Raw genomic sequence first — 21,111 nt, forward strand, 5'->3', positions numbered from 1 at the left:
CGTAGTGCCACGGTAAGGGCTCTGTTAACCCAAATGCATATAAAAACGGGCGACTTTACATTGCCCGAAAGCTCAGTAAAGACGCCCGTCCATCATGTGCAATCGATGCCGACAGATTACCAACCGGTGTAGTAATCGGTAGTTCCGGCTGCGCAACCCGAATCGTAGACCTTGCACTCGCCCTTAGAGCCCGTAAAGGTCGAGCCCTGGGACTTATCGCTCGCAGCCACCACGTAGTAGCCGTCGGAATCACGCCAAAAGCCCTCGGAATCCAGCGTCCACTCACCCGTGCGGTGGTGATACAGCACGTTGCTGCTGTAATAGGTCTCGCGACGACCGTTGTAGTTATTGACGCCGCTCGAGCGCGTCAGGCCCGAGCCGTTCGCGTAATACGCAGCAGACGCGTAAGACGAGCCGGAGCCGGCGTTGTAATACGAAGCCTGAACGGCCTCGGCAGCTTCTGCCTCGACGGCCGCAGCCTCGAGCGCCTCGCGCTTAGCATCCTCGAGCGTGGAGCGAAGCTCGTCGAGCTCGGCCGACTTCGCGTCGACCTCCTCCATCGTCAAAAGACTGCCCGCACCGTCGATACAACCCTGCAGTACAGCGCGCTCGTCATCGGTGGCATAGTCACCGTACATGTTCATGATGATCTGCGCGCGGACCTCTAGGGAATCGCGCTTGGCCCCCATCGAGGCGTTCCACTCCTGCATGGAGCCAAAGCCGTCGCCACGATAGTCGACGGGCTGCATCAGGGTCGCCTCGGACGGCGTTGATCCGACCGCGTCGGACAGTGTTGCCGCGTGGGCATCGGTTACGCCGGCACCCACTAAAAGCGCCACGGCAAGCGTGGCAGAAAGGGCGGCGGCCTTCGGTTTTCGTGAATCGATCCTCATGTAGCTGGAAACCTCCGTAGTGAGTTTTTGCTGCGTTTAAGCTGCGTGTGATTCGATCGCGCTGCATAGTACCCCGAGTAAATCGCGACCTGCGGTTTTTCTCAAAAGGTGCACGTCATTTGCGTAAAACTCACATCCTCTCAACAGGAGTTTTCCACAACTCGCATGCATAAAGCATGCCAAAAACCCTGTAATAGCGCCCTTCCTATGCAAAAAAGCGCCTGCGCAACCATTGTTCGCGCAGGCGCCTTAAGCAGGCATTTTATGCAGTTATACCTATCGAGTCGCAAGGGGCCCTTGCACAAGTCGCCCTACTCGTCCAGCGCGGCAAAGGCCTGCTTCAGATCCCAAATGATGTCCTCGGCGTTCTCGGTACCAATGGAAAGACGGATTGTAGAGGGCGTAATGTTCTGCTCGGCAAGCTCCTCGGAAGAGAGCTGGGAGTGCGTGGTGGTAGCCGGGTGCACGACGAGCGACTTGACGTCGGCTACGTTGGCGAGCAGCGAGAACACCTGCAGGTGGTCGATGAACTTCCAAGCAGCCTCCTGGCCGCCCTTGATCTCAAAGGTGAAGATCGAGGCGCCGCCACGGGGGAAATACTTCTGGTACAGCTCATGGTCGGGGTGCTCGGGCAGGCTCGGGTGGTTCACCTTGGCAACATGGCCGTCACCGATCAGGAACTCAACGACCTTCTTGGTGTTCTCGACATGGCGGTCAACGCGCAGCGACAGGGTCTCGGTGCCCTGGAGCAGGACCCAGGCGTTAAACGGGCTAATGCAGGCGCCCTCGTCACGCAGCAAGATAGCACGGACATAGGTCGCGAAGGCAGCGGGGCCGGCGGCCTCGGTAAACGAGACGCCATGGTAGGAGGGATTGGGCTCGGCGATCTGCGCATACTTGCCGCTCGCCTTCCAGTCAAAGTTGCCGCCATCGATAATCACGCCGCCCAACGAGGTGCCGTGGCCGCCAATAAACTTAGTTGCAGAGTGAACGACGATGTTGGCGCCGTGCTCCAGCGGACGGAACAGATACGGGGTGCCGAAGGTGTTATCGACAACAACCGGAAGACCATGCTTCTTAGCGACCTCGGAGATAGCGTCGATGTTGGGGATATCGGAGTTGGGGTTACCGAGCGTCTCGAGGTAAATGACCGTGGTGTTGTCCCTGATGGCGCCCTCGACCTCGTCCAGGTTGTGGGCATCGACGAAGGTGGTCTCGACACCAAACTGGGAGAGCGTGTGCTCCAGCAGGTTGTAGGAACCACCGTAGATGGTCTTTTGGGCCACCACATGGTCGCCGGCCTGAGCGAGGGCCTGCAGGGTATAGGTGATGGCGGCGGCGCCAGAGGCGACGGCGAGGCCGGCAACGCCGCCCTCGAGCGCGGCAATGCGGTCCTCAAAGACGCCCTGGGTGGAGTTGGTCAGACGACCGTAGATATTACCGGCGTCGGCAAGGCCAAAGCGGTCAGCGGCGTGCTGGGAGTTGCGGAACACATAGCTCGTGGTCTGGTAGATAGGCACGGCGCGGGAATCGGATGCGGGGTCGGCGCTCTCCTGGCCAACGTGCAGCTGCAGGGTGTCGAAACCAAAGGTGTGCTCGGGGTTGTTGATAAACTGGCTCATGATGATCTCCTTGATCGAACAAAAGTAATAAGAGTAAGAGAAGTAAGTCGCCGTCTCCTGATCACGCCGACGGGCGCAAGCAGGAGCCCGGCATTCGTCTTAGTAAGCAGTTCATATGCGGTCCTCCTTTTGACATCCCGTTCTCGTGGTCGGCTTAATTACCTACCGCCTTTGTGTGTTTTGAATAGTACGAGCATTGTTTCGCGCGGTCAATCACTTAAAAGCGCTAACCTGTTATCGGTTTTTTAGATAGCTATCGAAAGGACGGGTGCCGATGACCCTCCAGCAGCTTCGTTTTCTTATCGCCGTGGCAGAATCCGGCTCAATTAACGCCGCAGCTCAGCGCCTCTATACCGCGCAATCCAATATCTCCAACGCCGTCAAAAGCCTAGAGCAGGAGCTCCGTCTGGAAATCTTTACGCGCTCCAGCCGCGGCGTCACACTCACCAACGACGGCACCGAGCTTTTAGGCTATGCGCGCCAGGTCGTAGAGCAGGCCGATATGCTCGAGGCCCGCTACGAGGACGGCGGCACACCCCAGGCACGCCTTGCCGTCTCGGCCCAGCACTACGCTTTTTCGGTCGAAGCCTTTGTCAACGTCGTCGAGCGCTGCCGCGACAGTAAGTTTGAGTTCATCATGCGCGAGACCACCACGTCACAGATCATCGACGACGTCCGCGCATTTCGCAGCGATATCGGCATTCTGTATCTGGATGACTTTAACGCCCGCGTCCTGCAGAAGGCCTTCGCCGACGCCCGCGCAAGCTTCCATCCCCTCTTCGATGCAACGGTCCACGTCTTCGTTAGCGAGCGCCATCCGCTCGCACGCCGCCCCCAGCTATCGCTTGCCGACCTTACGCCCTATACGCGCTACAGCTTTGAGCAGGGGACCTCAAACTCCTTCTATTACGCCGAGGAGCCGTTTAGCTATATCCCCTGCGACCGCAACATCCGCGTTTCCGACCGTGGCACGCTCACCAATCTGCTCATCACGTCGAACGGTTACACTTTGTCGACCGGTGTCCTCTCCAATGAAATGCAATGGGGCATGGCATCGATCCCGTTGGCAGACGCTCCAACGATGCGCGTGGGCTACATCATGCACGATGAGCGCAAGCCCTCTCCCCTGCTGCGGCAATACCTCGACGAACTCGATCGCATCATCCACGAAAACCAACCATTTGGGGACGGGATAGAAATGGCAGATTTAAAAGCCCTCTAGCTCTTGACAATTCAGGTCGCCCATCTTTCTTGGCGACAACGTCTCCACCATCCTTGTGGAGCGGCGCGCCTCGCATAAAACAGGATGGACCGGCGATACAATAGACAGCCGCAAGAGAGGAACTCGACGAAAGGAAGTCTGTGAAGGTCATCATCTATACCGACGGCTCGGCTCGATCCAATCCGGGACGCGGTGGCTACGGCGCCGTGCTCAAATACACCAACCCCGCCGGCAAGACCTTCACCTCCGAGCTTTCGCGTGGCTACGCCAAGACCACCAACAACCGCATGGAGCTCATGGCGGTCATCGTGGCGCTCGAGGCACTCAACCGTCCCTGCGAGGTCGAGGTCCACTCCGACTCGCAGTACGTCGTCAACGCCTTTAACAAGCGCTGGATCGACGGTTGGAAAAAGCGCGGGTGGAAAACTGCCAACAAGCAGCCCGTTAAGAACCGCGACCTGTGGGAGCGTCTGCTTGCCGCAAAGAGCAAGCATAAGGTGGAGTTCATCTGGGTTAAGGGGCATGCCGGCCACGAGCTCAACGAGCGCTGCGACGAGCTCGCCACCACTGCGGCCGATGGAGTCAACCTCGATATCGACACCGGCTTTAACGAGAGCGACCTGTAATAGCGTTTTCGCGCAGCTTTATATCCCCACGCGCTACACTCATCCTGTAGACCAAAACAACGCAAGGGGGACGTATGCTGCGCATCGCGACCATCGGCACATCCATGATCACCGACGACTTTATCCAGGTCGTCAATGCCAACGACCAGGCTGTATTCGTAGGCACGCTCTCGCGCAACGCCGAGCGCGGCGCCGCCTTTACTGCCGAGCACGGCGGCGAACGAAACTTTACTTCACTTGATGAGCTTGCAGCAGCCGCCGACGTCGACGCCGTCTATATCGGCAGCCCAAACGCACTTCACTACGAGCAGGCCCTTGCCTGCATCGCCAGCGGCAAGCACGTCATCGTCGAGAAGCCCTTCTGCGCCACCGAGGCGCAGGCGCTGGAAGTCTTCCGCGCCGCCGAGGCGGCGGGCGTCGTAGCCCTCGAGGCCATGCGCCCGCTCCATGACCCCGCTTTCCACGCCATCGAGGACGCCCTGGGCGAGATTGCGCCCATTCGTCGCGCCTCACTGCGCTTTGGCAAGTATTCTTCACGCTACAACGAGGTTCTCGCGGGACGCGCCACCAACATCTTCGACTGCCACATGGCCTCGGGCTCCCTCATGGATATTGGCGTCTACACCGTCGAGCCCATGGTCGAGATCTTCGGCATGCCCTCCGGCCTTACGAGCATGGCTACTCTGCTCGACCCCACCACGCAAGAGCTCACCCATGGCCCCATCGATGGCTGCGGTTCCATCCTCGCCAGCTACGGCGGTGGCCGTATCTCCGTCGAGCTCGCGCACTCCAAAATTACGAATGACCTACTGCCCTCGCAGATCGAAGGCGAGCGTGGCACTATCCAGATTGACCATCTGTCCACGCCCCGCAACGTCCGCATCGACTATCGCGGCGATGTCGTACGCGGCTCGGCGACCGAGGCGCCGCGCGAACAGAGCGACAACGGCCGCGTGCTCGACCTGCCCAAATCGAGCAACACCATGGAATACGAACTCGCAGACTTTATCACCGCCATCGGCGGCATCGATAGCGTCAAGGAAGAGATTTGGGAGACCCCGGCGGGACGTCACGAGCTTGGCCACTATCGCGATGTCACGCTTGTCTCGCTGCGCATCATGGATGCCGTGCGCCAACAGACCGGCATTACCTTCCCCGCCGATTCTGTCAAGCAGGCCTAGCGATGGGTATTTTCGACAAGCTTTTCTCGGGCGTCGCCGGCGGCAGCCGCGAGCCCCAAAAGCCCTCTGGCGTCGAGCTCGAGCTGCGCCGCAGGCTTACTGTGCTCGCAAGCGACGAGGCCACTCAAGACACTCTCCTGCGCTATTTCCTGCGCTGGGAGGGACAGGTCCAAGGCGTTGGTTTTCGCTTTACCAACACCAACCTCGCGCAGGCACGCGCACTCACCGGCTGGGTGCGTAACATGGAAGACGGCTCAGTCGAGATGGAGATACAGGGAGCTCCAGCAAACATCCTATCTCATCTCGAGGCGCTTCATGCCTCCTACGAGCGCATGGGAACGCGTTTTCGCCTCGTAGACGCCCAGGTCCGAGCCCCACTTGCCAATGAAGACGGTTTCACTCCTCATTATTAGTATTGTGTGCTAAATACGGTATCATTTACCTACGTCCGTTAATAGAAAAGAGGCGAGGCGCATGGCGGTGCAAAGAAGGAATACTAGGCAGCGAAAGCTAGTTCTTGATGCCGTGCGCCAAAGCTACAACCATCCCACCGCCGAAGAGATCTACAACGCTGTGCGCGCGCAGGATGACAAAATCAGCCGCGGTACGGTCTACCGCAACCTCAATCTCTTGGCCGATGCCGGGGAGATTCTCTCGATTAAAACGCCGGGCGGCAGCCGCTTCGATCGTGCCATCGAACCGCATGCGCATATCATCTGCACCTCGTGTGGCCGCGTCATCGATGTGCCGCTCCCCTTCAATACCCAGCTCGACGCCAGGGCATCCGAACAAATCGGATGGAGCGTCAGCTCGCACTACACCATCTTCGAGGGCCTCTGCCCCAACTGTAGGTAGATTTTGGGGCATGCCTTAAAATCAACTTTTCACCGATTGCGGCAAAAGGAAGATTTCCAGGCATGTCCCAAATGTCTACTCAGCAAGTAGGCGACGCAGCTCTTCTTCGACCGTGCGCACGTAACGGACGCGGTCGTTGATACCGCGCATGCTGGGATTGCAGCTCTCCATCAGATAGGGATGGCCCACCACGTTGAGCATGTCGCGGTCGTTTTCATTATCGCCAAACGCCATCATTTCGTTAGGTGAGATCCCCAGCGCACGACCATAATCGGCAAGCGCGGACCCCTTGCCCGAATCAAAGCCGATAAAGTCGGTCCATTCGGTTCCCGACGTCATCACATCGACCCGGTCGCCAAAGCGACGGACGAAATACTCCAGCGCCGCCGGCTGCTCTGTCTCGGGCGTTTGAAACGCGATCTTAATGACGTCCTCGTCGATGTCCTCGGGGCGGTCGACCACCGCCACATCGCAATGGACCTCGTAGCGCAAATGGTCGACGAATGCATCGTTGCCGCTTATGGTGTAGAGGTGCCCCTCGCAGGAAAGGGTCACGTCGGCATGGGGATACGCAACCACGGCATTCGCGATATCCATAGCAAGGTTACGCTCCATGGAACGCTTGACAACGGCACGCCCCTCGCTCATCACGAGGGCTCCGTTTTCGCATACATAGGCGAGCTCATCGGCCACCGGGGCAAACAGATAGCGCAAGCTCGCATATTGACGGCCGCTCGCCGGCATAAACACGATGCCACGACGATGCAGCTCATCGATAAGCTCAAAGGCCTCGGAACGCGGCTCGCACTCCCCCGGATGCAGCAACGTGCCGTCCAAATCGCATGCAATCAGCTTGATTCCCTCAAGACCCATATGCTTTCCCCCACAGCACCTCATCAACAGCAAGACGGACTTTGAATAGCTGCCTCTCAAAGTCCGTCTTGCTCATACGCACGTTAACCGCGCGCCTTTTTTACGATCGTAAAGTCGGGAGCCATGCTCACAACGGCATACGCCGCACTCGACGCAAAGCGCCGGTCCGTATCGAGTTCACGGGTAACCACCGAGAGCATAACGCCCTCGACGCCCCGGAGCATGCGGCCCAAAACAGGCTGCACCGGCGTATACATGCGCACGGTATGCTCGTCCGAATCGCCTCGGAAAAGCGGCGCATGCATGTTGCCGATCTCCCAGCACGCATGCGCGAGCGCAATCGGATCCATGCGGTCGACTTCGACCAAATAGACCTCGGCGCTGCGCAGGCGTACGACAACCGCCACGGGCACCATGCCCGAACGGTCGATGGCGAGCACGTCGCCGTCGGCAAGACGACTGCCGTCGGCAGCATCTAGCCGAACATCGACCGTGCGCCCCAGCTCCGTCACGCCCGCAAACGCGCATACATCAGCCTGGTCCCAATCGAGCAGCAGCTCGTCAACTTCAAAGATGCCACCCAGCTCCCGACGAAGCAGGAGTTCATAGGACGGATCGTTGAGATTTCCCAAGCATGTCGTCGAAACCAAGCGTTCAGGCATACTCTAATCCTCGACCTCGACGAGCTCGATATCAAAGTTGAGATCCTTGCCGGCCAGCTCGTGGTTAGCATCGAGCGTCACGGCCTCGGGCGTCACATCGATGACAACGGCAGGGACAGGCATGCCGCTCGGCGTGGACAGGAAGAGCTTCATGCCCTTCTCGATCTGCTCGATGTTGGGAACCTGCTCGGCCGGGAAGGTGATAACCATCTCGGGATTGTGCTCGCCGTAGGCATCGGCAGCAGGAATGTGCACGGTCTTCTTCTCGCCCACCTGCATGTCGACAACAGCGGCATCGAAGCCCTTGATCATCTGACCGGCACCGCAGGTGAACTCCAGCGGCTCGCCGCGATCGTAGGAGCTATCGAACTGCGTGCCATCGTCGAGCGTGCCGCGATAATGAGTCTTGACCTTCTTGCCCTGGTTGGACATGGAAACCTCCGTAATAAGGGCGGCACACAACGCGGGCCGCCATGAACGTATGGCGCTAACTATACCCTAGTCATACAATTCGAAGACAGTTTGCAAAGAAACGCTGCAACCGGAGGAACCATGGCATATCCCGTATTTGACTTGCACTGCGACACCGCCGACCGCATCGGCTGGGCCACGCTCGATCTCGACCTGCGCTTTACCGCCGGAACCGACGGTTATTTCCCCGGCGACGAGACGCATCCGCAAGATTTCGACCTCATCGAGGGCAACGCCTGCGCCATCTCGCTCGCAAAGATCGGCAACACGCCGTGGGCACAGTGCTTCGCCACGTTTGTCCCCGACGAGATTCCCACCGCCCACGCCGCGCGCTTCCAGGCGCAGATCATGGCGCATATGAGCGGCCAGGCCATGCTCAACCACGACCGCATGGTCAACGTACGCAGCGCCGCTGACATTCGCCCTGCGCTCAAGGACGGCAAGGTCGCCTGCATCCACACCATCGAAAACGCCACGTTCTTTGCCGAGGACCCCGCACTGATCGAGGTGCTCAAGAGCTTGGGCGTACTCATGTCGTCACTCAGCTGGAACGCACAGGGGCCGCTCGCGAGCGGACACGATACCCACGCCGGCCTCACCGCCGCCGGCATCGAGGCACTTACGCAGATGGAGCACGCCGGCATGGTGCTTGACGTCTCCCATCTCAACGATGAGTGCTTTGACGAGGTCGCCGCCCGCGCCACGCGTCCCTTCGTCGCCAGCCACTCCAACTCCCGTGCGGTTTGCGGCGCCAAACGCAACCTTACCGACGACCAGTTCCGCACCATTCGCGACATGGGTGGCATCGTCGGCCTCAACTACTGCAGCGAGTTCCTTTCCAACGACGCAACCGACAGGACCGCCGCAGACGTCACCTTCGATCAGCTGGCGGCACATATCGAGCACTGGCTCGACCTGGGCGGCGAGGACGTCATCGCGCTCGGCGGCGACTGGGACGGCGCCACGGTGCCCGCTTTCCTCTCCGATGCCAGCAAGATGCCCGAGTTCCAGAACATGCTCTCCAAGCATTTTGGCAAGACCGTGATGCAAAAGCTCTGCAGCGACAACGCGCTTGCCTTCTTTGAGCGTTATTAATTTCACATCCCTTGAGCGGGCCGGCATGCCGAACGGTCGACATGCCGGCCCGTCCCCAATCTGAAGGACCGCTTTTGACGCAGCAGTTTACGATTTCCGTATCCCGGCCGGATGGGATGCCCATCCCCGTCGTCGTTACCAAAAAGCGTGTCAAGAACTTCAACCTACGCGTCACATCGAGCGGTGAGGTCCACGCCAGTGCGCCGCTCGGTGCCAGCCGCGAGCGTATCGAAGCATTTGTGAAGCGCAACAGCGCCTGGATTATCAGCCGACTTGCCCAGCGCGAGCAACGTCAGGCGACGGATCGAGAGCCGCTCAGCCCCTCGTCCATCATTGCGCTTTGGGGCAAGCCCATCACGGTACAAGATACGCTCGATCACAACTTTGCATCACCCGCACCGCGACCCAAACAGGCCACCTTCGCAAGTTTTATGGGTACCGACCAGCCAGACGAACACCCACAGGCCAAGCGGCACGCAATCCTCGACAGCCTAACGCCCGATGAGCTCCAAGCCCGCATCGACCAGCTCTATACATCCGAGGTCACCACGGCGCTGCGCGATATGGTGCGCACATACGAAATCGCAATGGGTATCGCCGCTTCCCGCGTTTCCGTGCGCAGCATGAAGACGCGCTGGGGCTCGTGTACGCCCAAAACCGGCGCCATTCGCATCGCACGCGAGCTTGCCGCCTACCCCGTCGAGTGCCTTGACATGGTTGTCGCCCACGAGCTCGTCCACTTGCTCGAGCCAAGCCACAATCAGCGGTTTCACGCCCTGCTCGACACGTACTGCCCCAACAATAGAGCTCTGTCGCAGCGGCTCAAGCAGCCACCCATAGAGACGTATTAGAACCGGTTAGCGCACGCGCTCGATCTCGACACCGCAGCTTGCCAGGGGAAGACCGACGGGCGCCCAAGGCTTATCGAGCTTAACACGCACGCCGAGCAGCAGAGGGTAACGACGTAGCAGCATCTGGGCCACGCCCTCGGCTGCGGCCTCGATGAGCTTAAACGTATGCTCGCGCAGATAGCCATCGACATCGTGGCACACCGAGCCGTAGTCAATCGAGGCATCCAGGTTATCGTGCTCCCCTGCTGCACGCAGGTCGGCATAGAGCACCAAGGACACGATGAACTTCTGACCCAGGGCGTTCTCCTCGGGATACACGCCGTGGTTGGCAAAGACCTCAAGACCTTCAACGGTGATGCGATCGGCATGGCACAGATCGTCATAGCTCACGTGGGGCACCGCCGTTGCGGTGGATATTTCGCCCCTTCCACGGCGGGCGAGCTCGGCGCCTTCAGTCTTGGTTGCATTCTCGGGCAGTTTCTTGTTACCCATCGCGATCGTCTCCTTCGTTTAGAACCCCGACCGCGCAAACCAACTACACGCGAATCGACAGGTTCTTTTTATCATCGCTCCAGTTGCAGGCATTGCGCGCGGGGCATGCAAAGCAGGCGCGCGACGCTTTGTCGGCTGCATAGAGCAGACGCTCAAGCGGTTGGCTGTTCACGCGCAGCTTTCTATGGCCTAAAATGGCCGTCTTAATGGCCGCGGCATCGGCCGGATCAAATGCCACGTCATCGGGCATGCCGCCAAGAATCGCATCAGCGACGCGCTCGCTTGCAACATCATGGGATATACCCGATTCATACTGTTCATCTTTGCCGATATCGTGAAGAAGTGCCGTGGCGTAGATGACCTCGCGGTCAAATTCGAGCTGTTCCTCAAGATTCTTAATCCACATAATGCGCGCGACATCCAGCAGATGGTCAATACCGTGGCGGCAAAAGATGCGCCCCGATTCCAACTGTGCAATGTTGCCCAGGTGCCGCCGGAACAGCCCGTTGGCACAAATGTAATCAATGCGAGGCATGGCGCCAAAGGGAGTCAGGCCCGAAGCCATAAAGCCGCGACGCGGCGTCCCCTCATCGGTCTTCGATGTAAAGTCGTTGACGACTCTCATGGTTAGCGGCCCAGCATCCTAAAGAATCGCTCCTCGAGCGCGGGATCGGTCTCAAAGACACCGCGACGAGCAAGTGTTACGGTCTTGGTACCGGGCTTTTGCACGCCGCGCATGGTCATGCACATATGCTCGGCTTCCATCAGCACGATCGCCCCTTGGGGAGCAAGATATTCCATGAGGGCATCGGCAACCTGCGCGCACAGCTGCTCCTGCAGCTGCAGACGACGGGCATAGACCTCAACCGTGCGAGCAAGCTTAGACAGACCCGCCACGCGACCGTTAGGGATATAGCCGATCGCAGCCTTGCCATAAAACGGCAGCAGATGGTGCTCGCACAGCGAGTAAAACGTAATATCGCGCTCGATAACCAAATCGTTCGAAGCGACGGCAAAGGTTTTGGACAGGTGCTCCTCGGCACCCCGGCCCATACCGCCGGCAATCTCGCCATACATACGGGCGACGCGTGCCGGGGTCTCCAGTAGGCCCTCACGAGTTGGGTCCTCGCCTATACCTTCAAGCAGCAGCTTAATAGCAGTCTCGACTTTTTCCTGATCGACCATCTGGGCCTCACTTTTTTCGATTTCGCGTTCGCGCTATGGTACCACGCTGGCACGCAACCTCTTCCAGCTACATAGTATGGGTCGAATAGACCGGATCGTCCCGCCAAAGCTCCACAGCGTCGCAAAGCGCAACGCCCTCGCGCGCAGCACGAGCGCGCGTGGCGTTCATGTCGATCACGCGCTGATTGCTCGAACCCCTAAAGCGCAACGAGATATCGTACAGATCTTGAACGAACGGACCGTCTACCAGCATGTCGAGACAAGCAAGGATACGGTCCGTCACGTCGGTATGGTGACGGCCGCCCGGCATTAGTTCCTCGAGCACGTCACCGGTAAAGCACCAAATGGTCTTCCCAGACTCCACAGGATAGGTCGCACGCACGCGTTCGATAAAATCAACGAGCCCCGCCTGGTTCTCGGGTTCCATAGGCTCCCCGCCCAGAATCGTCAGGCCATCAATAAAGGGATGATCAAGACTATCGATGATTTTGTCCTCGACGGCACGATCGAACGGTTCACCCGCGGCAAAGTCCCACGCGACGGAGTTAAAACAATTCTTGCACCCACGACGGCACCCACTCACAAACAGAGAAGTACGAACGCCTTCTCCATCAGCAATGTCGAAATACTTAATGTTCGCGTAGTTCATAGGTAACCTTCCTGGGGGTCTGGAGCATATCATCCCGTCCTCAAACATTCTCGGCCTTCGGCCTGCGAAACTGCGGGCGGGACGATATGCTCCAGACCCCTCGCGAGCGACACTCGGTGAACGAAGCGAACATCGAGTATGGGGTTCGAGGCCCAATAAAAACTGGGTTGTGGCTCAACCGCCATCGCAAGTAAATCGCAGCTGCAGCTCGAATTATTACCGCTAAGAACTTCGAGGAGTGAGCAGACCGCATACTGCATCTCAGCTACATCAACTTGGCTGCCCCGTAGCGAGGCCCCGGACCTTTGCTCGACATGAGTTCCGCACGAACAGGAGGCGCCAGTGGCGCCTCCGTCGTGAGCCAGGACTGTCCGAAATAGCGAGTAAAGGTCCGGGGCCTCGCTACGGGGCAGCCTGGGGTGGTTATTAGAGATGCAGCACGCGGTCGCGGATCTCCTCGGTTCGACCCTGGTTCCAGAACTGGGTACCGATGTAGCCGCACGTGCGACGGGCGACATTCATCTTCTCCTGGTCACGATTGCCGCAATTGGGGCACTCCCACACCAGTTTGCCATCGTCCTCGACAATGCGAATCTCGCCGTCATAGCCGCACACCTGGCAGTAATCGCTCTTGGTGTTGAGCTCGGCGTACATGATGTTGTCGTAGATGTACTGCATTACGCGAATGACCGCCTTGAGGTTGTCCTGCATGTTGGGAACCTCAACGTAGGAGATAGCACCGCCCGGCGAAAGCTGCTGGAACATGCCCTCAAACTTAAGCTTGTCGAAGGCATCGATCTCCTCGGACACGTGGACGTGATAGCTGTTAGTAATGTAGCCCTTGTCCGTCACGCCCGGGATAATGCCGAAACGGCGCTGCAGGCATTTGGCGAACTTGTAGGTCGTCGACTCAAGCGGGGTGCCGTACAGCGAGAAGTCGATATCGCTTTCGGCCTTCCACTCGGCGCACTTGTCGTTCATGTGCTGCATGACGGCCATGGCAAACGGCGTGCCCTCCTTCTCGGTGTGGCTGTGGCCCGTCATGTACTTGACGCACTCATACAGACCGGCGTAACCCAGGCTAATGGTGGAATAACCGCCCACGAGCAGCTTGTCGATCGTCTCGCCCTTCTTAAGGCGCGCCAAGGCACCGTACTGCCAAAGAATCGGCGCAGCATCCGAAAGCGTGCCCATCAGGCGCTCATGACGGCACAGCAGGGCACGGTGGCACAGCTCAAGGCGCTCATCGAAGATCTTCCAGAACTTGTCCATGTCCTGATGCGAGCTCAGCGCAACATCGGGCAAGTTGATGGTCACAACACCCTGGTTAAAGCGACCATAGTACTTAGGCTTGGTCGGGTCATAGTTCAGAGCGTTGGCGACATTGTTAAAGCCGTTGCCCGAACGGTCGGGCGTCAGGAAACTGCGGCAACCCATGCAGGTATAGCAGTCGCCGTTGCCGGCGGTCTCGCCCTTAGACAGCTTGAGCTCGCGCATCTTCTTCTCGGAGATGTAGTCGGGCACCATGCGCTTGGCGGTGCACTTGGCGGCGAGCTTGGTCAGATAGAAGTACGGCGAATCCTCGCGGATGTTATCGTCCTCGAGCACGTAGATGAGCTTGGGGAACGCCGGGGTGATCCACACGCCGGCTTCGTTCTTAACGCCCTCATAGCGTTGACGAAGCGTCTCCTCCACAATCATGGCAAGGTCGTGCTTCTCCTGGGGCGTACGGGCCTCATTGAGATACATAAAGACCGTCACGAACGGCGCCTGGCCATTCGTGGTCATAAGGGTCACGACCTGATACTGAATCGTCTGGACGCCGCGACGAATCTCATCGCGCAGGCGTTCCTCAACGACCTCGCGAACCTTCTCGGCAGATGCCGAAACACCGAGCTCCTCAAGCTCGCGAGCGACCTCGCCGCGAATCTTTTGACGGCTCACCTCAACGAACGGGGCGAGATGAGTCAGCGAAATAGACTGACCGCCGTACTGGGAGGAAGCAACCTGGGCGATAATCTGCGTCGCGATGTTGCAGGCGGTCGAGAAGCTGTGCGGCTTCTCGATCAGCGTGCCCGAGATAACGGTGCCGTTCTGGAGCATGTCCTCCAGGTTCACCAGATCGCAGTTGTGCATGTGCTGGGCAAAGTAATCCGAATCGTGGAAATGGATCAGGCCCTCATTATGGGCATCCACGATCTCCTGGGGCAGCAGCACGCGTTGGGTCAGGTCCTTGGAAATCTCGCCGGCCATATAGTCGCGCTGAACGGAATTGACGGTCGGATTCTTATTGGAGTTCTCCTGCTTAACCTCTTCGTTATTGCACTCGATCAGCGACAGGATCTTGTCGTCGGTCGTGTTCTTTTGGCGCTTCAGGCTCTGAACATAACGATAGATGATGTAGCGGCGAGCGACCTCGTAGCAGTCGAGACGCATGATCTCGTCCTCGACCAGATCCTGGATCTCCTCGACCGATACGGTATGGCCGGCCTTCTCACATGCCTCGGCGACGTTTTGCGCCGCGTAGATCACCTGGCGGTCGGTAAGACGAGAGCCCTCCTCGACCTCCAAGTTGGCGGCGCGAATCGCATTGACGATCTTATCGATGTCAAAGGCAACCTCGGTGCCGCTGCGCTTGATGATCTTCATCCTCTTGCCTCTTTCGCGTCGTAATCCCATTGCGCTTCAGAGCCAAACGATGCCTGGCAGGGCTTGTCCCTGTCTTGCGGCGCCGTCGCGCAATCTGTGTTCTCGATAAACCATAGGTCCTCATGCGGACAATCCTCGCGGCCGATCAAGCGGCTCAAAGGCGTGTCCAAATGGGACGAACAAGGTCTTCGTTCTCTGTCCGCCATCTATCATACGACAAAGACGCCTCTATATCCTGTATTCTTTTTTTAGGTCAAACACAACATATAGTGTTTCAGCAGGTCAAAGCAATTGGTCATTTTACAGACACATTAATTATGAGGGTTTCTCGGCAAGTCGGTAAAACGTTACCAACGCGGCTACCTGCAAGGCAGTTATAAAACCCCCTAGTCAAGCCGCCGACAAATCCTACCAAAACCAAGCCGCTCACGCGAAAAGAATCCAAAAGATTATGCTTGACCAACATGTTGCGGTCGAATGCCGGCGGACGGAGCGACGGGGCTGCAAACGCTCGGAAGACTACAGCCCCGGCACCCCGTCCGCCGGCATTCGATAGGCGAGGGGCTATTAGTTCTCTTCGCGAGCTATCATGCGGCCGAGAGCCGCTGTAAAGGGATCGAGCAGCACGCCGGCGATAACCACAAAAGCCCACCCCTTTGTGACAAGGCCCGCCCAGCGCGCGAAGAACGTACGGCCTTCAATCGTTCCGAATCCTCCCTGGAAGGCAATCTCGCCAAAACCGATCACCATAAAAGATTGCGCGGGGGTCAACCATGGAAACGCGGGCGACGTGCACGGTTATGATCAAAATAATCATCTCCCACGAGACCAAGAGGCCAATAACGACAAATTATGCTGGGCAGCAAATGCAACGTGAAAAAGCGACCGAGGTCGATAATTTGACGGCATATTATGTGTGTTTATAACAAAACAGTCCAGAAGCAAAGCCTCTGGACTGCGAACATTTGGTGGGCGTTACAAGATTTGAACTTGTGACCTCTTCCGTGTCAGGGAAGCGCTCTCCCCCTGAGCTAAACGCCCAAATGGAGCGGACAACGGGGCTCGAACCCGCGACCCCAACCTTGGCAAGGTTGTGCTCTACCAACTGAGCCATGTCCGCTTACGGGGATTAATCTTACGTGATGCCCGCATCCTATGCAAGAACTTTTTTTGAAAAGTTTTGCGACGCCCTCGCGAACCTCACGAAGACATCAGCCACCTCAACGTCAGGACGTCGCAAAAGAACGCATGAACCTCGGGGCATGACCAGTCAAAGTCCGGCTGCTCGGGCGTAAACATATGCAGATACCACTGACCGTCCGCAACACGCGTCCAGGCGGGGCCGCCAAAGTTGGCATTCCGATTGGTGGGAGGCAGCTCGCCATGTTCGCCGCGACCATCGCGGAAGATATAACGGGCGCGCTCGGGCGATCCGGGGCCGGCGGCAAGAGCGGCTTTGAACCAGGGGTGCTGGTTGGATGAATGATTGGGCACGATGTCGACGATGACCTTGATGCCGCGCGCGTGAGCCGCAGCGACCATGTCATCGAAGTCGTCAAGCGAGCCGAGACGTGGGTCGACATCGCAGTAGTCCGCCACATCATAGCCACCATCGACAAGAGGCGATGGGTAAAACGGACTCAGCCAGATGGCCTCGATGCCCAGCCGCTCAAGATAGTCCATCTGCTGGGTAATGCCCGCGATGATACGCCCAAAGCTGATATTCTCGGCAAACAACGCCACGGCCACGCCCCAAGACGCTCGCTCCCTCTCGGGTTCGAGCCTCTGCAATGGGTACGAAAAAGCCCGGCTACCGTGGTAGTCGGGCTGTTGTGCTTGGAGCGGACAACGGGGCTCGAACCCGCGACCCCAACCTTGGCAAGGTTGTGCTCTACCAACTGAGCCATGTCCGCATATGTAAAACAAAACGGGCGCCGGAGCGCCCGGATGTTGCCTGGAGGCGAAGCCCGGATTCGAACCGGGGGTAAAGGCTTTGCAGGCCTCTGCCTTACCACTTGGCCACTTCGCCGAATAAGGACCGTTAAGAACGGTCCGGAAATGCAATGGAGCGGACAACGGGGCTCGAACCCGCGACCCCAACCTTGGCAAGGTTGTGCTCTACCAACTGAGCCATGTCCGCTTGCGGGTTATTAATTTACGCGAGTTATCCAAAAGACGCAAGTACTTTTTTCAAAAAAGTTGCCCAAAGCAAGTTCACGCAGGAAAATCATGTCAACCCAAGGCGCTAAGCGCACGATTCCAATGCCGAGCTAAACAGCTTCACCATCCGAACGCGTGTGCCGGCACCATCCGTGCGACGGGCAACCTCCACATTATCGACGAGCATGCGCATAAGCTTGATACCGCGTCCGCGTTCCTCGGATGCCATCGGTTCGCTCGCCCCATCGATAGAATAGCCAGAACCTCGATCAAGCACCTCAAGCACAACACGGTCCCCATAGGCCTGAATCGTCAGGATGCAGCCAACACCGCCCGCATGGTCATATGCGTTACCCAATGCCTCCCCCAACGCTAATGCGACGTCATAGCGCTCATCACGCCTCAGGGGAAGCGATTCGAGAAGCTCGGCCACACGGTGCCGATAATACGGGAGATTCTCGATGCCTCGCTGCACCTTGACGCTCTTGCTCCATCGCGGCAACTCCCCCACCGGAATGGCGGGAATCGACTCCCGCACCGGACCCGCAACATGAAGGATGTCGACAAGTCGGGCAATCTCCAAAAAGCGAACGACCTCATCGGAGGCGTTAACAAGCGAAAGCAGCCCTTCTCGTCTCATAAGCTCTCTGGCACGCGTAAGCAAAAACGCCAAACCCGTCGAGTCGATAAAAGCCACGGTCTGGCAATTGATGACAACACGGCGCACGCCCCGGTCGATTAAATTATCCAACCGTCGGCGCAGCTCGGGCACCGAGGCGATATCGATATCGCCCGGTGGCGTCAAAACCGCTATGTCATTCCACTCATTCATGCGACCATGGTTCCCCAAAAGAGCTCGCTCGATGCACACTTTTCTGCAACCGTTAGGATTCTGTATGCCCAACGTCGCGACCTACGATCGACCCCGTAAAAACTCAAGGGACACCAATGCAATGTCATCGTCCAGCGCCGAGTCGGTAAAGCGGTCAAGCTCGCCCAAGACCTTACCGCAGATGCCCGATACGCCCTCACCCGAAACAGAGAGCAGAAGGTCGCGCAGGCGTTGCTCGCCAAAGAAAGCACCCGAGCGGTCGCGTGCTTCGATCGTTCCGTCGGTATACATAAACAGCATGTCACCAGGATCGAACGTAAACACGCCCGTCTCGTACACCATGCTCTCAAAGGCACCGATCACGCCCGATTGGCACCCAAGGAGCTCCACTTCTCCCCCGCAGGTCTCTCCTCCGCCATGCGGCGTCGACGACGGCCTAATGACCATAGTGGGAGGATGTCCCGCAGAGCAATAGGTAGCGCGGCCCGCTTTAAGATCAATCTTGGCGATAAACGCCGTCACAAACGTCTCGACCCTCGAAAAGCCCATGAGCATGCTATTGAGCGAGCGGGCCATGCGAGCGGGTCCCGCACCCTCCCAGGCATAAGCCGTCAACGCCGTCTTGACGAGTGCCGACATCGACGCCGCCTCAATTCCTTTGCCGGAGACATCGCCCAATATCATAACGGCGCAATCGTCGGGAAGACGGACAAGCGTATAGAAGTCACCACCAACCAACGCCGAATTCGTTGCCGACAGGTATACCGAATCGGTTGCGATGCCCGGAACGTCGCCTAGCGAATTTCTCATGCCAATCTGAAGCGTCTGAGCGATATGACGCTCTTCACGCTTTTGAGACTCGCCCTCATAGATCAGCTCAAAGTCGTGTGCCAAATGCACCATGTAGTCGTATTCAAGGTCGTCGATTGGCTCCTGGCTGCCATCACGGAGCAGCAAAACGCGCCTCGTCGGTCCCTTGGCGATATCAGCGGGCACGATTGCATCGTTGCTTCGCGTACCATCCGCCTCCGAGCGGCAGCGCCCCGCCTCGATACCGGAATCGACATAAAGTCCCTGACACGGCAGGTCGTGGGCTCTCAACCATGCGCCCATAGTCGTGGATTCGTCCACGCGCGTAAGGCGCACGTGCTTGAGGTCGTCGGCGCTCGTCCCACCCAGCACCGATGTCTCAAATCCATCGGAAATTGCCCCCAGGCGCGCCGCCGGCGTCGTGACAGAAAAGAAGAGTGACTCCGGATCGCCCGGCAATGCCACACGACTGCCGCCTTCAAAATCGATGACATAGGTTTCGAGGCCCGCATCATACTCCACGGGGCAGAAATGACAACTGAGCACAGCGCAGATTTCGGTCGATACCGCACGCGAGGCGGCAATAGGATCATCGAGATAGGCAAACAACTCATCGCGCAGCACGTTGAGAGAACGGCCAAGCTCTGCCGTGCGACGTGAACGTAGACTCGATGCCATGCCGACTAGTTGGATGGAGAGATAATCGCAAATGACCTCGAGCACGTTGACATCATAGGCAAGCGGCGCCTGCGGACGTTTCCAACCGACCTCCAACACACCGAGCACCTGAGTGCCATAAAACACGGGAAGACATATCTCGCTGCGGTATGGAGGCATATCTTGCACGCGTAGCAGGTGCTTAGAACGATTGTCCAGGTCCATAAACATACCCGAGGCAACCCTATCGCCCTCGAGGTCCTGCTGAATCGACAGGCGGCAGGCACGAGACTCACGGAGCACATACGTCGGGATACCCGCACCATACGGCATAAACTCGGGCAGGTAGCTGTCATACAGCTCCTTGGAAACACCGCGAAGCTTAAAACCGCCGCTCTCAGAAAAATAGATGGCAGCACCCGAGGCATCGAGGGTTCCTACAAGCTGGTTCAAAACGGTATCCAACAAACTAGGCAGCTCATCGGAGCCCATCGTGCTCATAATGACCGACAACGTGCCCGAGAGGCGCTTATTCGCCACTCTGAGCTCCGAAAGCGCACGCTTGAGCTGACGGTCATGCGAATACTGCTCTTCGATACTATGGAGCGCCACGAGGACACGCGGCGCACGGCGGCCAAAGATACGAGGCGGCGTAACCGAGCCGGCACAAACTAGGACGGGAATAAAGGAGCCGTCACTGAGCTTAAGCATCAACTCGCTCTCGGTACCATTGGTCTCAAAAGGAAGACGATGTTCTGTCGCGCGTTCAAATGCTGACGAGTACAAGAGATCTTTAACGTCCCCGTTGATCACATCGGAACGTTCCTCGCAGATCAAGTCGAGCAAGCGATTGTTTACATGCAAAATGGTTCCGTCGAGCTCGCAGATAATGACAGCATCGCTCGTAATATCGACCAATTGGGCAACGTCAACCCACTCATTGCGCTCAAGCGTTTCCATCGTGAACCTCACCGTCTATCGGTAACAAAAAAGCCTCCGAAGAGGCTTCTCAAATGCGATGGTGTCGGAGGCGGGACTTGAACCCGCATGACCAAAAAGCGGTCACTAGCACCTCAAGCTAGCGCGTCTGCCAATTCCGCCACTCCGACATGCTATGTTGTTGATTCGCAGTTCGTTTTGTTGGACCCGCGCTTTCAACGAGGAAGATAATAACCTATGATTCGAGAGCTGTGCAAGCACTTTTTTCAAAAAAGTTTACGAATTTGAAAATGCGCAGGTAGACTGACCTGTTCGGGCAGGAATGAGGTTGCCTTCCAACGCGTCCTCGGGCATGCGGCATTATTTTGATCTGCGCTTCGCGCTACA

At 58.0% G+C, this 21,111-nt stretch carries 21 protein-coding genes and 6 tRNA genes; 7 read left to right on the forward strand and 20 right to left on the reverse strand.

Annotated elements, in window-relative coordinates:
• Positions 1–116: 116 nt before the first annotated feature.
• Together ACTQV3_RS04330 and ACTQV3_RS04335 are read right to left on the reverse strand one after the other, a co-directional pair.
• On the reverse strand, positions 117–893 hold the full coding sequence (locus tag ACTQV3_RS04330) for a hypothetical protein (protein ID WP_427747967.1): 777 nt from the start codon (positions 891–893) through the stop codon (positions 117–119).
• Positions 894–1,204: 311 nt separating this feature from the next.
• Positions 1,205–2,515: an O-acetylhomoserine aminocarboxypropyltransferase/cysteine synthase family protein gene (locus tag ACTQV3_RS04335; protein ID WP_441056953.1), complete on the reverse strand. Its 1,311-nt coding sequence runs from the start codon at positions 2,513–2,515 to the stop codon at positions 1,205–1,207.
• 274 nt (positions 2,516–2,789) lie between these two features.
• Between ACTQV3_RS04335 and ACTQV3_RS04340 the strand changes: the two genes are divergently transcribed.
• The 5 genes from ACTQV3_RS04340 to ACTQV3_RS04360 all read left to right on the forward strand — a co-directional run bounded on the left by ACTQV3_RS04340 (position 2,790) and on the right by ACTQV3_RS04360 (position 6,399).
• Entirely contained in the window at positions 2,790–3,737 is a 948-nt protein-coding gene (locus ACTQV3_RS04340; RefSeq protein ID WP_427747969.1) for a LysR family transcriptional regulator, read from the forward strand.
• A 140-nt stretch (positions 3,738–3,877) separates the two neighbouring features.
• The gene (gene rnhA, locus ACTQV3_RS04345; RefSeq protein WP_441068487.1) at positions 3,878–4,363 is read left to right on the forward strand and encodes a ribonuclease HI; all 486 of its coding nucleotides are present in this window, start codon (positions 3,878–3,880) and stop codon (positions 4,361–4,363) included.
• Between the two features lie 74 nt (positions 4,364–4,437).
• Complete coding sequence (locus ACTQV3_RS04350; protein ID WP_441068485.1) at positions 4,438–5,544, forward strand: Gfo/Idh/MocA family protein; 1,107 nt, start codon at positions 4,438–4,440, stop codon at positions 5,542–5,544.
• A gap of 2 nt (positions 5,545–5,546) precedes the next feature.
• A complete protein-coding gene (locus ACTQV3_RS04355; RefSeq protein WP_441068483.1) occupies positions 5,547–5,957 on the forward strand; it encodes an acylphosphatase in 411 nt (136 codons plus the stop codon).
• Positions 5,958–6,018: 61 nt separating this feature from the next.
• A complete protein-coding gene (locus ACTQV3_RS04360) occupies positions 6,019–6,399 on the forward strand; it encodes a Fur family transcriptional regulator (protein WP_154517406.1) in 381 nt (126 codons plus the stop codon).
• Positions 6,400–6,474: 75 nt separating this feature from the next.
• Here ACTQV3_RS04360 and ACTQV3_RS04365 read toward each other — a convergent pair whose 3' ends face one another.
• The 3 genes from ACTQV3_RS04365 to ACTQV3_RS04375 all read right to left on the reverse strand — a co-directional run bounded on the left by ACTQV3_RS04365 (position 6,475) and on the right by ACTQV3_RS04375 (position 8,366).
• Positions 6,475–7,272: an HAD-IIB family hydrolase gene (locus ACTQV3_RS04365; protein WP_427718600.1), complete on the reverse strand. Its 798-nt coding sequence runs from the start codon at positions 7,270–7,272 to the stop codon at positions 6,475–6,477.
• An 83-nt stretch (positions 7,273–7,355) separates the two neighbouring features.
• Positions 7,356–7,934 (reverse strand): urease accessory protein UreE, encoded by a 579-nt coding sequence (locus ACTQV3_RS04370; protein WP_427794841.1) that lies wholly within the window; start codon positions 7,932–7,934, stop codon positions 7,356–7,358.
• Positions 7,935–7,937: 3 nt separating this feature from the next.
• Positions 7,938–8,366 carry an FKBP-type peptidyl-prolyl cis-trans isomerase gene (locus ACTQV3_RS04375; protein WP_117640821.1) on the reverse strand — a complete coding sequence of 143 codons (429 nt, stop codon included), beginning with the start codon at positions 8,364–8,366 and terminating at the stop codon, positions 7,938–7,940.
• A 120-nt stretch (positions 8,367–8,486) separates the two neighbouring features.
• On the opposite strand from ACTQV3_RS04375, the gene ACTQV3_RS04380 reads away from it, so the two are divergent.
• The gene (locus tag ACTQV3_RS04380; protein WP_441068481.1) at positions 8,487–9,500 is read left to right on the forward strand and encodes a dipeptidase; all 1,014 of its coding nucleotides are present in this window, start codon (positions 8,487–8,489) and stop codon (positions 9,498–9,500) included.
• Positions 9,501–9,574: 74 nt separating this feature from the next.
• A complete protein-coding gene (locus tag ACTQV3_RS04385; RefSeq protein ID WP_441549785.1) occupies positions 9,575–10,351 on the forward strand; it encodes a M48 family metallopeptidase in 777 nt (258 codons plus the stop codon).
• A gap of 6 nt (positions 10,352–10,357) precedes the next feature.
• On the opposite strand, the gene folB is transcribed toward ACTQV3_RS04385, so the two are convergent.
• The 15 genes from folB to ACTQV3_RS04460 form a co-directional block, all read right to left on the reverse strand.
• On the reverse strand, positions 10,358–10,843 hold the full coding sequence (folB, locus tag ACTQV3_RS04390; RefSeq protein WP_441068477.1) for a dihydroneopterin aldolase: 486 nt from the start codon (positions 10,841–10,843) through the stop codon (positions 10,358–10,360).
• A gap of 43 nt (positions 10,844–10,886) precedes the next feature.
• Positions 10,887–11,468: an HD domain-containing protein gene (locus tag ACTQV3_RS04395; RefSeq protein ID WP_195838586.1), complete on the reverse strand. Its 582-nt coding sequence runs from the start codon at positions 11,466–11,468 to the stop codon at positions 10,887–10,889.
• Between the two features lie 2 nt (positions 11,469–11,470).
• The gene (gene folE / locus ACTQV3_RS04400) at positions 11,471–12,028 is read right to left on the reverse strand and encodes a GTP cyclohydrolase I FolE (protein WP_441068475.1); all 558 of its coding nucleotides are present in this window, start codon (positions 12,026–12,028) and stop codon (positions 11,471–11,473) included.
• A gap of 67 nt (positions 12,029–12,095) precedes the next feature.
• Positions 12,096–12,677, reverse strand: a complete 582-nt coding sequence (nrdG, locus tag ACTQV3_RS04405) for an anaerobic ribonucleoside-triphosphate reductase activating protein (RefSeq protein ID WP_154517419.1) — start codon at positions 12,675–12,677, stop codon at positions 12,096–12,098.
• Positions 12,678–13,103: 426 nt separating this feature from the next.
• Positions 13,104–15,326, reverse strand: coding sequence for an anaerobic ribonucleoside-triphosphate reductase (gene nrdD, locus ACTQV3_RS04410; RefSeq protein ID WP_427718616.1), 2,223 nt, complete (start codon positions 15,324–15,326; stop codon positions 13,104–13,106).
• A gap of 567 nt (positions 15,327–15,893) precedes the next feature.
• Positions 15,894–16,076, reverse strand: coding sequence for a hypothetical protein (locus tag ACTQV3_RS04415; RefSeq protein WP_154517425.1), 183 nt, complete (start codon positions 16,074–16,076; stop codon positions 15,894–15,896).
• Positions 16,077–16,292: 216 nt separating this feature from the next.
• Positions 16,293–16,367 (reverse strand) — tRNA-Val (locus tag ACTQV3_RS04420).
• A 3-nt stretch (positions 16,368–16,370) separates the two neighbouring features.
• Positions 16,371–16,446: transfer RNA gene (locus tag ACTQV3_RS04425), tRNA-Gly, on the reverse strand.
• Positions 16,447–16,526: 80 nt separating this feature from the next.
• The gene (locus ACTQV3_RS04430; protein WP_441068473.1) at positions 16,527–17,069 is read right to left on the reverse strand and encodes an alpha-amylase family glycosyl hydrolase; all 543 of its coding nucleotides are present in this window, start codon (positions 17,067–17,069) and stop codon (positions 16,527–16,529) included.
• Between the two features lie 94 nt (positions 17,070–17,163).
• Positions 17,164–17,239: transfer RNA gene (locus ACTQV3_RS04435), tRNA-Gly, on the reverse strand.
• A gap of 42 nt (positions 17,240–17,281) precedes the next feature.
• A tRNA-Cys gene (locus ACTQV3_RS04440) sits at positions 17,282–17,355 on the reverse strand.
• A gap of 35 nt (positions 17,356–17,390) precedes the next feature.
• A tRNA-Gly gene (locus ACTQV3_RS04445) sits at positions 17,391–17,466 on the reverse strand.
• Between the two features lie 105 nt (positions 17,467–17,571).
• Entirely contained in the window at positions 17,572–18,318 is a 747-nt protein-coding gene (locus ACTQV3_RS04450; RefSeq protein WP_441068471.1) for an anti-sigma factor antagonist, read from the reverse strand.
• Positions 18,319–18,399: 81 nt separating this feature from the next.
• Positions 18,400–20,745, reverse strand: a complete 2,346-nt coding sequence (locus ACTQV3_RS04455) for a SpoIIE family protein phosphatase (RefSeq protein ID WP_441068469.1) — start codon at positions 20,743–20,745, stop codon at positions 18,400–18,402.
• Between the two features lie 59 nt (positions 20,746–20,804).
• Positions 20,805–20,894, reverse strand: a tRNA-Leu gene (locus tag ACTQV3_RS04460).
• Positions 20,895–21,111 lie beyond the last annotated feature (217 nt).

Source organism: Collinsella sp. LCP19S3_A7 (assembly GCF_052121995.1).
In the GTDB taxonomy this organism is placed as follows: Bacteria; Actinomycetota; Coriobacteriia; order Coriobacteriales; family Coriobacteriaceae; genus Collinsella.